The sequence below is a fragment of the Nonomuraea zeae genome, assembly GCF_005889725.1.
Taxonomy (GTDB): domain Bacteria; phylum Actinomycetota; class Actinomycetes; order Streptosporangiales; family Streptosporangiaceae; genus Nonomuraea; species Nonomuraea zeae.
Window position 1 is genome coordinate 1 of sequence record NZ_VCKX01000019.1, and the last position, 14,519, is coordinate 14,519.

The 14,519-nt window shown below is 66.4% G+C and carries 11 protein-coding genes and 1 pseudogene; 7 read left to right on the forward strand and 5 right to left on the reverse strand.

Going from position 1 to position 14,519, the window contains the following annotated elements; translation table 11 throughout:
* Positions 1 to 588: 588 nt before the first annotated feature.
* On the reverse strand, positions 589 to 2,058 hold the full coding sequence (locus ETD85_RS08845) for an aldehyde dehydrogenase (NADP(+)) (RefSeq protein WP_138689132.1): 1,470 nt from the start codon (positions 2,056 to 2,058) through the stop codon (positions 589 to 591).
* Between the two features lie 103 nt (positions 2,059 to 2,161).
* On the opposite strand from ETD85_RS08845, the gene ETD85_RS08850 reads away from it, so the two are divergent.
* From ETD85_RS08850 to ETD85_RS08860, 3 genes are all read left to right on the forward strand, one after another.
* A complete protein-coding gene (locus ETD85_RS08850) occupies positions 2,162 to 3,418 on the forward strand; it encodes a glucarate dehydratase family protein (RefSeq protein ID WP_138689133.1) in 1,257 nt (418 codons plus the stop codon).
* Complete coding sequence (locus tag ETD85_RS08855; protein ID WP_138689134.1) at positions 3,415 to 4,584, forward strand: hypothetical protein; 1,170 nt, start codon at positions 3,415 to 3,417, stop codon at positions 4,582 to 4,584. The genes ETD85_RS08850 and ETD85_RS08855 overlap by 4 nt, the downstream gene beginning before the upstream one ends.
* Positions 4,585 to 5,167: 583 nt before the next feature.
* A complete protein-coding gene (locus tag ETD85_RS08860) occupies positions 5,168 to 5,674 on the forward strand; it encodes a DUF402 domain-containing protein (protein ID WP_138689135.1) in 507 nt (168 codons plus the stop codon).
* Between the two features lie 177 nt (positions 5,675 to 5,851).
* Here ETD85_RS08860 and ETD85_RS08865 read toward each other — a convergent pair whose 3' ends face one another.
* Together ETD85_RS08865 and ETD85_RS64565 are read right to left on the reverse strand one after the other, a co-directional pair.
* Positions 5,852 to 6,493, reverse strand: a complete 642-nt coding sequence (locus ETD85_RS08865) for a response regulator (RefSeq protein ID WP_138689136.1) — start codon at positions 6,491 to 6,493, stop codon at positions 5,852 to 5,854.
* Complete coding sequence (locus ETD85_RS64565) at positions 6,490 to 8,265, reverse strand: histidine kinase (protein WP_206058199.1); 1,776 nt, start codon at positions 8,263 to 8,265, stop codon at positions 6,490 to 6,492. The genes ETD85_RS08865 and ETD85_RS64565 overlap by 4 nt, the downstream gene beginning before the upstream one ends.
* Before the next feature lie 113 nt (positions 8,266 to 8,378).
* Here ETD85_RS64565 and ETD85_RS08880 point away from each other — a divergent pair.
* From ETD85_RS08880 to ETD85_RS08895, 4 genes and pseudogenes are all read left to right on the forward strand, one after another.
* Positions 8,379 to 9,032: pseudogene (locus ETD85_RS08880) on the forward strand (ABC transporter ATP-binding protein); the annotation flags it as partial.
* Between the two features lie 62 nt (positions 9,033 to 9,094).
* Entirely contained in the window at positions 9,095 to 9,859 is a 765-nt protein-coding gene (locus tag ETD85_RS08885) for an ABC transporter permease subunit (RefSeq protein ID WP_138689138.1), read from the forward strand.
* 20 nt (positions 9,860 to 9,879) lie between these two features.
* Positions 9,880 to 10,656, forward strand: a complete 777-nt coding sequence (locus tag ETD85_RS08890) for an ABC-2 transporter permease (protein WP_138689139.1) — start codon at positions 9,880 to 9,882, stop codon at positions 10,654 to 10,656.
* A gap of 351 nt (positions 10,657 to 11,007) precedes the next feature.
* On the forward strand, positions 11,008 to 11,175 hold the full coding sequence (locus ETD85_RS08895; protein ID WP_170246574.1) for an integrase core domain-containing protein: 168 nt from the start codon (positions 11,008 to 11,010) through the stop codon (positions 11,173 to 11,175).
* 262 nt (positions 11,176 to 11,437) lie between these two features.
* Here ETD85_RS08895 and ETD85_RS08900 read toward each other — a convergent pair whose 3' ends face one another.
* Together ETD85_RS08900 and dapA are read right to left on the reverse strand one after the other, a co-directional pair.
* Entirely contained in the window at positions 11,438 to 13,123 is a 1,686-nt protein-coding gene (locus ETD85_RS08900; RefSeq protein ID WP_138689141.1) for a ribonuclease J, read from the reverse strand.
* Between the two features lie 54 nt (positions 13,124 to 13,177).
* On the reverse strand, positions 13,178 to 14,095 hold the full coding sequence (gene dapA, locus ETD85_RS08905) for a 4-hydroxy-tetrahydrodipicolinate synthase (RefSeq protein ID WP_138689142.1): 918 nt from the start codon (positions 14,093 to 14,095) through the stop codon (positions 13,178 to 13,180).
* Positions 14,096 to 14,519: the final 424 nt, after the last annotated feature.

The window sequence follows — 14,519 nt, forward strand, 5'->3', positions numbered from 1 at the left end:
GTGCCGGGGGCTGGAGGTGGGGGGCGTACGGGCGCCGCTGGTGGATCCGACGCCCGAGCACGTGGCGGCACTGGAACGGATCCTCGCCACCGGCCTGGACATAGCCGCCACCTAATGGGAGCTACCGGGTTGGCTGTTCAGGCAGACTCGGTGTCTGGTAGCCGCCGGTGGGTGAGCACTCCCACCACCTGGACTGATGGTTGAATCCTGGGACCGTGCCCTCACCGGCGGTCAGGGCCTGCTCGTCCTCAGCCACGCCCCAGACGTCCTGCATCCCAGGCATCCCGCGCCCCGCCAACCCGGGGACCCGCTCCCCTGGACCACACTCGGGCCCCACCGCGCGCCCGCTTCCTCTACTCGCACGGACGCGCGGTCACAGGACCCACCGCTCCACACCACGCGGCACCCACGCCACGCGCACGCCAGAGCCCGCCGAACCCGATCCCAGCTCTCAGCCCTCAGACCCCACAGAGCCGAGGACACTCACCCTCAGAACCGGGAACCGGGAACCGGGAACCGGGAACCGGGAATGCTGGCCCTCAGAGCTGGGCACCGGCAGCCGGAAACCTGACCCGGAAACACTCACCCTCAGAGCTGGGAACGGCCATCGACCCGGCGCGGGATGGACAGCGGGTTGGCCTCCTTGAGCTCATCCGGCAGCAGCGTGTCAGGCCAGTCCTGGTACGCCGTCGGCGCCAGCCACCGCCCGATGGCCGTCGCCCCTACCGACGTGTACGGCGAAGTGGCAGCAGGCCACGGACCACCATGGTGCATCGCCCAGCACACGGCCACCCCGGTGGGCCAGCCGTTCCAGATGAGCCGCCCGGCCTTCCTGCCCAGCACCTCGACGACGTCCCCGGCCTCCCCGGGATCGGTGCCGTGCAGCGTCGCGGTCAGCGAGCCCTCCAGCCGCTCAAGCACCGGCCCCAGCTCGGACACGTCCCGATATGTCACCACGATCGACGCCGGACCGAAGCACTCCTCACCGATGTGCGGCAGCTTCTTCGCGAACGTGTCGACGTCAGCCGTGAACACCTTCGGCGTGACCGCCAGGCTGCCCTCGCCAGGCTTGCCCTCGGCCAGCAGCTCAAGCTCACCCAGCCGCTCGATGCCGCCCAGGTAGCCGTCCCTGATCCGCTCGGCCAGCATGGGCCCGCCACTGGTCCCCTCGACGGCCTCCACGATGGCGGAGCGCAGCTCATCGCCCTCCGGCACGAACAGGAGCCCGGGATTCGTGCAGAACTGCCCGACCCCCAGCGTCAGCGACCCGGCGAACCCGGCCGCCACCTCCTTGACCGGCGCGGACGGGAGCACCACGACGGGGTTGACGCTGCCCAGCTCGCCGAAGAACGGGATCGGCACCTCACGCTCGTCGATCAGCTTCTGGATCGCCTTGCCCCCGGCCACCGACCCGGTGAATCCGGCCGCGACCACCGCGGGGTGCTGCACCAGGTCGATCCCCGCCTGCATGCCCTGCACCAGGCCCAGCAGATCCGGGTGCGGCAGCGCGTCACGCACGATCTTCGCCACCCGCTCGGACGTGTTCGGGTGACCGGGATGCGCCTTGACCACCACCGGGCAGCCGGCGGCCAGCGCCGAGGCGGTGTCGCCCCCGGCCACGGAGAACGCGAACGGGAAGTTGCTGGCCGAGAAGACGGCGACGACACCCTGCAGCGCGCGCTTCATCCGGCGGACGTCGGGCCTGGGCGGGGCGAGCGAGGCATCGGCGTGGTCGATGATGGCCTCGAGGTAGCCGCCGTCCCTGATGACCTCGGCGAAGAGCTTGAACTGACCCGCGGCACGCGCCACCTCGCCGCGCAGACGGCCCTCGCCGAGCGCGGTCTCCTGGTCGGCGATCTGCCACAGCTCGTCCACGTTCGCGAGGAGCGCGTCGGCGACGGCTTCGAGCGCGAGCGCCCGTTCGGCCGCCGGGGTCGCACGCCAGGCCGTGCCTGCGGCGGCCGCGGCCGAAACGAGCTTGTCGACCCCGGCGCTGTCGGTCTCGGACAAGGCGGAGCCCACGGTCTCGCCGGTCCTGGGGTCGTGTCCGTAGATCATCGAATGGCCCTTCGGAGTCTTGACACTGCTTCAACCCGATTCTTACAGTTGCGGCAACTTGTCCACAAATCTGGCTATTGTTCATATATATGGACGGCGCTGAATGATCATCAGGCAGATTCGCGTCACCCCTGTCGCCTTCAGGGATCCGCCCCTCCTGAACGCCGCCGGAGTCCACGAGCCGTGGGCTCTCCGTACCATTGTCGAGGTCGTCACCGACGAGGGACTGACCGGGCTGGGCGAGACGTACGGGGACCTCGGTCATCTCGGCAAGGTGCGGGAGTGCGCGCAGGCGCTGGTCGGCCTCGGCGTCCATGAGACGAACACGATGTACGCCCGGATCGGCGCGATCGTCGGCGACGTGGTGGGCGACGCGCATGGGCTGACCGGCGCCGGCACGAGGGAGAAGAGCGTCGATCGGGTCTTCTCCCCCTTCGAGGTGGCCTGCCTCGACATCCGCGGCAAGACGGCCGGCGTGCCGGTGGTAGATCTTTTGGGCGGCCGAGTCAGGGACGCGGTCCCGTACAGCGCGTACCTCTTCTACAAGTGGGCCGGCCATCCGGATCAGGAGCCGGACAGGTTCGGCGCGGCGCTGGACGAAGCGGGCATCGTCGAGCAGGCCGCCCTCCTGATCAAGGAGTACGGCTTCCGCTCGATCAAGCTCAAGGGCGGCGTGTTCCCCCCGGATCAGGAGATAGCGGCGATCCGGGCACTGCACGCGGCGTTCCCGTCGGTACCCCTGCGCCTCGACCCGAACGCCGCATGGACGGTCGAGACCTCGATCCGCGTGGGCCGCGAGTTGGAAGGCACCCTCCAATACCTGGAGGACCCCACTGCCGACATTTCCCGCATGGCCGAAGTGGCCGCCGCGGTCCCCATGCCCCTCGCCACGAACATGTGCGTGGTCACCCCCGAACACTTCCCGCCCGCCATGGCCTCCCGCGCGATCGGCGTGCTCCTCCTGGACCACCATTACTGGGGCGGCCTCGTCCGCTCCTCGCACATCGCCGCCATGTGCCAGGCGTTCGGCCTGTCGCTGTCCATGCACTCCAACTCCCACCTCGGGATCAGCCTGGCCGCCATGACCCATCTGGCCGCCGCCACCCCGAACCTCACCTTCGCCTGCGACACACACACGCCATGGCAAGATGGCCAAGACGTGGTCAAACCCGGCGCCCTGCGCTTCATCGAGGGCGCCGTACCCGTCCCCGCGGGCCCCGGCCTCGGCGTCGAGCTGGACCGCGACGCGCTGGCCGTCATGAACGAGCAGTACGAGAAATGCGGGATCGTGGCCCGCGACGACACGACCTATATGCAACGCTTCGAACCCGACTTTTCCGCAAGGAGACCCCGCTGGTGAACGTCGCCTACGTCTACCCCTGGGACATCGTCGGCGACCCTGCGGCTCCCGAGCGCCTGGCAGCGCTGGGCGTGGAAGCCGTGGCGCTGGCGGCGAGCTACCACTCCACCAGGGCGGCCACGCCGTACCACCCGAACCACCGCGTGCTGGACGTCCCATACCCGGCCTTCTACCTCCCGATCCGCCCCTCCGCCTGGTCCCGCCTGGTGCCCGCGGCTCCGACCTGGACGCCCGAGGACGCCTACCTCCAGGCGCGCGACGCCCTGAAGGCCGCGGGCCTGCAGGTGCTCGCCTGGACCGTCCTGACCCACAATTCCCACCTGGGCGCCGCGAACCCGGACCTGGTCGTACGCAACGCCTTCGGCGACCCCTACCCGTACGCCCTCTGCCCGGCCCATGAGGACGTCATCGAGTACTGCGAGCGCCTCGTCCAGGAGATCCTCACCGCCGGTGAACCGGACGGCCTGATCCTCGAAGCCTGCGGCCCCATGGGATTCGGCCACCAGAGCGTCCACGAGAAGACCTCCGGCGCCGACTGGTCTCCGACCGACGTAGACCTCCTGTCCCTGTGCTTCTGCACCACTTGCGCCGACCGCTACCCGCCCGGCACCAGAGCCCAGGTCCGCGCCGCCATCGACCGCACACCGCCGCTCGACACGAACCACCGGACCTCGCCCACGGCGACCCCCGGCGCCATCGGTGCCACCACCATCGAGGAAGCACTGGGCTCTCTCGCCGACGAGGTACGCGCCCGGCGCGTCGAACTGTCCACGTCGTTGCGGCAACGCCTGATCGCCGTCGCCAGAAACATCGCGCCCAACCTCCCGATCACCTTGCACGCCAACCCGGACCCCTGGGCGACCGGCGCCTTCGCCCCTCTCCCCTCAGGCGAGCCGGGAGCGGACGTGCTGGTGGCCAACTGCTGGGGCGACCCCGCCACGGACGCCGCCCGCCTGACCCGCCTCAAGGAACTGGCCGGCCCAGACCAGCGAGTGGGCGCCTACGTCCTGACTCTCCCGCCCCGGCCGGCCGACGCCGCCTTCCTGGCCGACCAGCTCAGAACGTACGCCAAGGCGGGAGCAGCCGAATTCCACCTGTACCACGCCGGCCTCGCCTCCCCGGAACGACTGACAGCTCTTTCAGCGGCCCTGCAACTGCACTCCTAGCGATTCAGCGGACCCGACCCGACGATCACACTTCGCATAGCTGACAAGCGGCCGGCTGCCCTGACAAAACCGACGGGCAACCGGCCGCCCTCCCATAACCAACGGACAGCCGACCGTCCTCACACACGCCGACAGGCAACCAACTGCCCTCGCATAACCCGACAGGCAACCGGCTGCCCTCCCATAACCAACGAGACAGCCAGCCGTCCCCGCATAACCCAACAGACAACCAGCTGCCCTCGCATAACCCGACAGGCAACCGCCGCGCTCCCATAACCAACGAGACAACCGACCGTCCCCACATAACCCGACAGGCAACCGGCTGCCCTCACATGACCGACGGACAGCCCCGTCTTCACACCGCTGACGGACAGCGGGCGGTTCGATGCCCCCTCAACATCCGAACACGCCCACACCCCTCAACTCACACGCTCCCGCGCAACTGTTCACACGTGTTCGCCTGAGTTGATCGTCGCGCGTTTGGCGATGAGATGAACCTGCACCGACCTCCACCTTGACGGCCTGAAGCAACACGCCGCACCTCGTGAACCACCAACCAGCAACCCCGGATAAGTTGCCCTACATGAGCGATGTGCGGATCGTGTACCGAAAGTACGGCGGAGCGTTGCATTGGAACCACTCCGCCCGAGTGCTGGGCGAGGACGAGCACGGAATCTGGGTGGATGTGCCCGGCGGGACCGTCGCCCGCAAGGGTGAAGGACCACCCGTCACCTGGGAGACAACCGCAATCATGCTGTTCCCACGCGACGCCTGGTGGACGGCCTCATTCAACTCACCTCCACACAAGAGCGAAATCTATGTGGACGTCACCACCGTCCCGGAGTGGAGCAACGGCGAGGTGACCATGCTGGATCTTGATCTTGACGTAATCCGAATGCGTGACGGACGGCTCATCCTCGACGACCAGGACGAGTTCGCCGAGCACCAAGTACTCCTCGGTTACCCACCCGAGTTGATCGCGCAGGCGGAACGAACCGCCCATTGGCTGCTTGACGCAGTTGGCGAGAGAAAAGGACCGTTCAGTGGCGCACATCTCGAATGGCTGACAATGGCAACCAGATCAGCCTAGAAGAGAACACTCAATAACCCCAGCAAGCGCCATCCATCACCATATCACCCAAGATCATGATGAGCTCTCCCTATCCCGACCACCCCAAGAATCGCATGATCAAATAACTTTACGGGCTCCGGCCGACAGGGCAGCCAAACTCAAGATTAATATCTCTCACCTGCATTCACAACAACATCATCCTGCAGCAGAAACCAGTCCACTCTCATATGCGGCGATAACCAACTGCGCCCTGTCACGGGCCTCCAGCTTGGCCAGCAGGCGGGTGATGTGCGTCTTGACCGTGGCCAGGCTCAACTGCAGATGACCAGCGATCTCACCGTTCGACAACCCGCGCGCGATCAAAGTCAACACTTCCCGCTCCCGCTCGGTGATCCCTTCCAACCCTCGCACCCGGGGCATCACCGGCGTGCGCGTGAATTCCTCAATCAATCTACGTGTAACGGTAGGAGCCAGCAACGCTTCACCACTCGCGACCACCCGAATAGCAGCAAGCAAATCCACAGGCGGCGTGTCCTTGAGCAAAAACCCGCTCGCTCCAGCCCGAAGCGCATCATAAACATAAGAATCAAGATCGAACATGGTCACAACAAGAATCCGCGACACATCCTTGATCCGCCGCGTAGCCTCAATGCCATCCATTTCCGGCATGCGCACATCCATCAACACAACATCTGGGCGTTGCTCCAAAACAACGGACACAGCTTCCGCCCCGGTGGCCGCCTCCCCCACCACAACCAGATCGGGCTCAGAGTCCACCAGCACCCGAAAACTGCCTCTGAGCAACGCCTGATCGTCGGCCACAACCACCCGAATCACGCGGCCTCCTCATAGGGCAACCGCGCGAAAACCCGAAACCCCTTCCCGGGTAGGCGCCCAGCCTCGAACACGCCGCCATACATCATGACCCGCTCCCGCATGCCGACCAGGCCGTGCCCAGTGCCCACCGCAGGCAACGTACGCCGCCCCGGCCCGTCATCAACGACCTCGATCCGCACCTCTCTGCGATCAGCGACAACAGACACCCGGCAGCGGGCCGGCGCCGCATGCTTGACCACATTGGTGAGCGCTTCCTGCACTATCCGATAGATGGACAACTCCACACCATCAGGCAGTCGCGCCCGAGTCCTAGCGCCTTTCACCGCGCCCTCCTCACCGCCATCTGCCCCCGAGTCATCGCGCCGCTCCACATACGACTCGCTGCCGCCACGCCCCAGCAGAGCACCGCTCCCCTGTCGAGGCCCACCACTCCGCTCCGATGTCGCATCGCGTCCCGGCCCAAGCTCATCGCCCCGCCCCGACACCGCATCGCGTCCCTGCCCGAGGCCACCACCCCATTCCGGCACCGCATCGGGTCCCTGCCCAAGCCCACCACCCCATTCCGGCACCGCATCGGGTCCCTGCCCAAGCTCACCACCCCATTCCGGCACCGCATCGGGTCCCTGCCCAAGCTCACCACCCCGCCCCCACACCGAGTCGGGCCCTTGCCCAAGCCCACCGCTCACGCCCAGCCCACCAACGCGCCATCCCGGACGCTCACCCTCATCGCCCGGACCCGCGTCACCGCCATCACCAAGCCACTCCCCCACCACATCACCGCGGCCTCGCCGAAAGCCGCCAGGGCCTTCTATCCCGGCAATACCGTCAGACCTACCGTCGTGCTCTTCCTGCGGCCGATCGCCACGCTTCTGGCGACGTTCGGCATCGCTACCGGCCTCCGCCCTTCGTCTGGGCTCGGCCCCCACCACAACCTCTAGCTTCACATCGACCCCAGCCAGCCGCGCCTGCTCCGCCAACCTTTCGATCCCATCAAGGCCCGGTGCGGGAACGAGGTCGGGCACATTCGTGGACCGTAGGACACCAAGCAAGTGGCGCATCTCCACCAGCGCGCTCCTGCTGGCAGTCTCGATCACCCGCAGAGCATCGTGCGCCTCCTCCGGCCGTGTGGCCATCACGTGATTGGCCACACCAGCCTTGACGGCGATCATTCCCACGCTGTGTGTGACCACATCATGCAGCTCACGAGCGATCCGCAGCCGCTCGTCCGTCACAGCCTGCGCCGCCAGGCGCTCAGCATCCCGCGTCGCATAGAGCCTGCGCTCATGCACGGCCCTGCCGATCGTCCAGGCACCGCCCAAAGCCGCAATCCCCATAAGCGGCCGGTCCAGATGCAGCAGCCATTCCGGAGCACCCTGACGCGGCGTACCGGCCACCGTCAGCCCTAAGATCGTGAACACGCTCACCATCCCAATCGCCGACGTCGGGGCCATGGCGCTGAACCGGCCGGAGAGTGCGACAAGATAGAGCGCGTATGCGGGCGCCAGATAAGCGAACCCCAGGGCGTCCGCCATCGTGGCCAATATGGCGATCGCCAGCGTGAAACAGAACACGGGCATGGGCCACAGTCTCCGCACGGCCAAGGGAAGCCCCAGCGCCAGCGGGAGGGCAATCCGCATCCAGGGCGGCAGCACAGTGGCAGTGGCGGTCGCCGTGAAGGACACGAACACGAAACCCAGCCCCGCCACCAGATCCAGCATGATCAGCTGGTGACGGCTCAGGCGCCTGGCGAAGAGAAGGCTGGTGTCATCCACGCGTTGAACCGTAGCTCTTGAACCCGGGTGCCCACGTCAACCCAGGGTCTGACCTTGAGATTCGAACCGTGGTCCGACGCGCCGCCGACCCACCGTCCCGCATCCTTTACCGCGTGATCGAACTCCAACGTCTGACGAAACGCTACGGCGACACCCTGGCCGTGGACGAGCTGTCCGTCACGGTCGAGCCGGGCCATGTGACCGGTTTCCTCGGCCCTAATGGCGCCGGCAAGTCCACCACGATGCGCCTGATCCTCGGCCTAGACGCCCCGACCTCCGGCCAGGCCTTGGTCAACGGCCGCCGATACACGTCGATCAGCCGGCCGATGCACCAGGTGGGCGCGCTGCTGGACGCAAGCGCCGTTCACGGAGGCCGCTCCGCGTACAACCACCTGCTCTGCCTGGCTCGCACCAATGGCATCGGCCCCATGCGGGTGGCCGAAGTGCTGGAGCAGGTCGGTCTGGCGGGCGTGGCCAGGAAAAGAGCGGGTGGCTTCTCTCTGGGCATGAAGCAGCGACTCGGTATCGCATCGGCGCTGCTCGGCGACCCGGGCGTGCTGATGTTCGACGAGCCGGTCAACGGCCTGGATCCCGACGGTGTGCGCTGGATTCGCGACCTCATGCGTTCGCTGGCCGCCGAGGGCAGGACGGTCCTGCTCTCCAGCCACTTGATGAGCGAAATGGCCCTCACCGCCGAGCGCATCATCATCGTCGGCCGCGGCAAGCTGATCGCCGAGGCCACCGTCGCGGAGCTCACGGCCCGCTACCCGTCGCTCGAAGACGCCTACATGGCCCTGACCGCCGACAGCGTTCAATATGGAGCAAAGCGATGAAGCCGACTCTCTCCTCCGAGTGGCTCAAGCTTCGCTCGGTCACCTCCACTCACCACGCCATAGGCACGGCCGCCATGACGGTGGTCCTCGGAGTGGCCTGGACCCTCTATGTGAGCAGCCTCGCCGAAAGCCGCGGCTCGCTGCGGGCCGCGGCTCCTGAGCAGGGCTTTCTGCCACTGGTCCAGATCAGCCTGGCGGTCCTCGGAGTGCTCGCGATCACTTCCGAGTACGCCACAGGCATGATCCGCCCCAGCCTCACCGCTGTCCCCAAGCGAGGAACGTTACTCCTGGCCAAGGCTGGGATCGTCGGCCTGGTCACACTCGTCGCCGCCGGCGCCGTCCTTCTGGTCACCTACTGCACGAGCCGCTTGATCGCGAACGGTCGGCACTTGGGCTTCAACGACACTTCGTTCGCCGACGACCTGCCCATGCTCCTCGCCTCTGCGTTGTCGGTAGCCGCGCTCGCGCTGGTGGGTCTCGGCCTCGGTGCCGCCATCCGATCAACGGCGGGCGCGATCGTGGCAGTCGTCGCGTTGCTGTTCGTGCTACCTGGCATCGTCAACTACCTGCCCCCACCGTGGAACACCCGCGTGGCCACGTTGCTGCTGCCGAACCTCGTCCCCCAAATAGCGGACCAGCGACTGTCTTCTCGTCTGGGCGATGGGTTCCTACCTCCCTGGGCTGCGGTAGCCGTCCTCCTCGCCTATCCCGTCGTCGCCCTCGCCATCGGCTACCACCTCTTCAAACGGAGGGACGCATGAGCGTTCAAGCGGAGGGACGTGTGAGCGTGCTCGCCTCCGAATGGGTAAAAGTCCGATCCGTGCGCTCGACGTTCCTGATCCTCGCCATCAGCCTCGGCGCCATCCTCCTCGGACTCGCGCTCGCCGTGATGGCGGCGAGCATGTACGACAGCGTGTCTCCCGAGCGTCAGCGCATCGCCCAGATCGCAGACCTTGAGGAAGTAGTAGTCATCGTGCCCCAGCTCTGCATGGGCATCCTCGGCACTTTGGCCATCACCTCGGAGCACGTGACCGGCCTGATCAGAGCAAGCCTGACCGTAGTCCCTCGCCGCTGGCCCATACTCACCGCCAAAGCCGCGATCGCAGGGACACTTGGCCTGGTCATCGGCCTGACAACAGTCTTCGGTACGTATTTCGTCACCGGATGGGTGCTCGGTGACCGCTTCCAGGGCGCCTACAGCACCGCGTTCGCGGACAGGCTTCCTCTGCTGGCCGCCACCAGTCTCACGGTGCCGGTTTTCGCGCTGCTCGGCCTCGGACTGGGCGCGATCTTGCGGTCCACCGCCGCCGCGATCGCCATCCTGGTCGGCCTGGCCTACGTCATCCCGATGATCATCGGCAACATTCCAGAGCCCTGGAGCGAACGTCTCGGCTCCCTGATGCTCGGAGCACTCCCCCGCGAGATCACCGGCGACATCATCACCACCTCGGTGTACGGCTCGCTGCTACCTCCCGCTGCAGCGCTCGCGGTGCTGGTCGCCTACGCGGCCCTCCCCTTGCTGGCCGCAACGTGGCTCATACGCCGGAGGGACGCCTAGCATGCAGCCGCCGAAGCCCATGATGCGCTCGTCTAACCGCCGAGCCACCACCCATCGCTCCCTCGGCCCTCAGCGAGGCGCGTGGCACCTGATCTGCCACATCATCGGCATCATCGGCCTTCGACGGCTACACACCCTGCTGGAGTCTCGACCCTCGGCAAAACCACGATCGCATATGGAGGCTCCAGCAGCACCACAACAGCCGCCACACACCCGACCATCCAGCGGATCCATCAGCCGGCACACCCGCCGGGTTCCAACGAACCGTGAGAGCCGGCACACCGCCAGGCATCTAACCAAGACTGCCAGTACACCAGCGCCGACTACACCGCCCTGGCCGAATGGCTCGGGGTGCGCCAGTCGGTCGGTCGAACCGGTCAGTGCTGGGACAACGCGCTGGCAGAGTCGTTCTTCGCCACGATCAAGGGCGAGCTTCTCGACGCGCAGTCCTGGCCCACCCGAGCTGCCGCTCGCGGCGCGATCTTCGAGTTCATCGAGGGCTGGTACAACCTCCGGTGACTGCACAGCAGCCTGGGCTACCGTAGCCCTGCCGACTACGAGGCCGCTCACGTGGCCTGACACCACAACGATGGTGTCCGTCAAAGCGGAACAAGCTCACGGCCTTCCGGCAACTCATGGGCACCGCCATACGCCCGAACGTCCAACGCCTCATGTGCGCCGCCGCCATACGCCCGAGCCTTCAACGCATCCGGACGACCGCCCCGCGCGCGAGCATCCACGGGTACGGCAGGCGAGTCCGCCTGCCGTACCGTCAGAAGGCTCAGACCTCGAGCACAACCGGGATGATCATCGGCCGGCGGCGGTAGGTGTCACTCACCCAGCGCCCCACAGTACGACGGACCACCCGGCGGATCTCCTGCATGTCGACCACGCCGTCCGCCGCTTTCTCCTCCAGAGCCCTTTGGATCTGAGGGATGAACTCGTCGAACTGCATGGGGTCGATACCGGATCCACGCGCGTGGATCTCCGGGCCTGCGGTGAGCTTCCCCGTGCTGGAATCGACCACGACGACCACCGAGATGAACCCCTCGTCGCCGAGGATCCTGCGATCCTTCAACGAGGTGTCGGTGATCTCGCCCACCGACGAACCGTCCACGTACACGTACCCGGCATGCACCGCGCCGACGATCCGTGCCCGGCCGTCGACGAGGTCCACCACGACGCCGTCCTCGGCGATCACGATGTGGTCGGCGGGCACACCGGTGAGGGCGGCCAGCTTGGCGTGGGCACGGAGGTGACGCCACTCACCGTGTACGGGCATGAAGTTCGACGGACGGGTCAGGTTCAGCACGTAGAGGAGCTCGCCTGCGGCCGCATGACCGGATACGTGCACCTTGGCATTGCCCTTGTGCACGACACGGGCACCCCACCGGGTCAGGCCGTTGATCACCTTGTTGACCGCGGTCTCGTTCCCTGGCACCAGCGACGAGGCCATGAGCACCGTGTCACCAGCGGCGATGCGGATTGGATGATCGCGGTTGGCCATTCTGGACAGCGCCGCCATGGGTTCGCCCTGGGACCCGGTGCAGATCAGCACCACGTCTTCCGGTGGCCACTCCTCAATGTCGCGGGAGTCGACGATGAGGCCCGGTGGGACATGGAGATAGCCCAGATCCCGAGCGACGCCCATGTTGCGCACCATCGAGCGGCCGACCAGGGCCACCTTTCGACCGTGCCGTGCGGCGGCGTCCATGACCTGCTGGATGCGGTGCACGTGCGAGGCGAAGCTGGCCACGATGACCCGCTGCTCGGACGTGCGGATCACCTCGTCGATGACTGGAGCGATCTCCCGCTCGCTGGTGACGAACCCCGGCACCTCGGCGTTGGTCGAGTCGGACATCAGCAGGTCGACGCCCTCGGTCCCGAGCCTGGCGAAACCACCGAGGTCGGTGAGGCGGCCGTCGCTCGGCAACTGGTCCATCCGGAAGTCACCGGTGTGCAGGACGATGCCCGCAGGCGTCCTGATGGCCACGGCCAGCGCGTCGGGGATGGAGTGGTTGACCGCGAGGAACTCGCAGTCAAAGGGTCCGAATATATGCCGTTCGCCCTCGACTACCTCGAGTTTGGTCGGCTGGATCCTGTGCTCAGTGAGCTTGGCCTCGATCAAGGCAAGCGTGAGCTTGGATCCGATGAGCGGGATATTGCGCCGCTCGCGCAGAAGGTACGGCACTGCCCCGATATGGTCCTCGTGGGCGTGTGTCAGCACCACGGCTTCGACATCGTCGAGCCGGTCCCTGATGTATTCGAAGTCAGGCAGGATGAGGTCGACGCCCGGCTGGTCAGGCTCAGGGAACAACACCCCGCAATCGACAATCAGCAGGCGGCCGTCATATTCGAAGACGGCCATGTTCCTGCCGATCTCTCCCAGTCCGCCGAGCGCAACGATGCGCAAGCCGCCCTCAGGCAGCGTCGGCGGCGGGCCCAGCTCAGGATGTGGATGGCTCATGACTGGCCCCCACGGTCAGATCGTGTTCTCAAAACTCCCAGTTCCTCCCCGTTCCTATTCGTCTGTCAACTTCACCCCGCCGGCTACCAGGCAAGCGCGCAGCTCGGCGATCTGCTTCTCTGTTGCGTCCACGAGCGGGAGCCGTACCGGTCCTACCGGCACACCCACCATGCTCAGTGCCGCCTTTGCCATGATCGCGCCACCGGCGCGAAGCATGATCCCGTCCACCACCGGGGCCACCTGGCTGTGCACCTCCAGGGCCTGCGCGACATCGCCGTTCTTGTGCAGGCGGATCATGCGGGCCAAATCGGCGCCCACTACATGCCCGACAACGCTGACGAACCCGGCCGCGCCGAGGGAGAGCCATGCCAGGTTGAGCAGGTCGTCGCCGGAGTAGAAGGCGAGATCGGTGGCTACCATCACCTGGCTGCCGGCGAAGAGGTCGCCCTTCGCGTCCTTCACAGCCACGATGCGCTCGTGCTGAGCCAGGCGGATCAGGGTTTCAGTCTTGATTGGTACACCACTGCGTCCCGGGATGTCGTACAGCATCACGGGAAGGTCGGTCGCGTCCGCGACGGCGGTGAAGTGGCGGTACAGCCCTTCCTGCGGGGGCTTGTTGTAGTAAGGCGTCACTACCAGCAAGCCATGCGCTCCGGCACGGGCCGCCTGCTTCGCGAGCTCGACGCTGTGACGAGTGTCGTTGGTGCCCGCGCCCGCTACGACGGTCGCGCGGTCGCCGACCGCTTCGAGGACTGCGCTGACGATGCGCTGCTTCTCCTCGTCCGAAGTGGTGGGCGACTCACCGGTCGTCCCGTTGACGATCAAGCCGTCGTTACGCTGCTCATCCACCAGATAGGTGGCAAGACGTCGCACAGCCACATAATCGACCTCGCCGTCAGGCGTGAACGGCGTGACCATGGCGGTCAGCATGCGGCCGAAGGGTGCGTCAGTGGTTCCAGTTGGCGATGCCATAGTGCGAACGCTACCTGGATTCAGAAATCCAGTGGACGTCGCCACCCCGCTTTGCCTGCCTGGAGCCGCTTTTTGCCCGCTTTCGCCGACGTCTCGCGAGCCCTCCTCACACCAGACCACCACTCAGCCCGGTCTCGTTGCCCCACCTCTGGCATCCGCCGCCGTTTCACGATCGCGTTTTCCGGCCAGAGTCACCTGACCGCCTGGGCTGGTGATCACTTTCCCAGAATTCTTGCGAACCAACCACATCAGAAGCCTCCGACCCAGCGTCCGCTGAAACTCAGCGCATCACGTCCGTCCGTCTCCGGCGCTCTGAGGTCCCCGGTAAGGTCGCCGTGTCCGTCACCGGCCAGAACCGGACTTGGCCGTTCTCATATCGCTACGCCACGTCTGCGACCAGGGCAAACTCGTTCACACTCCCTGC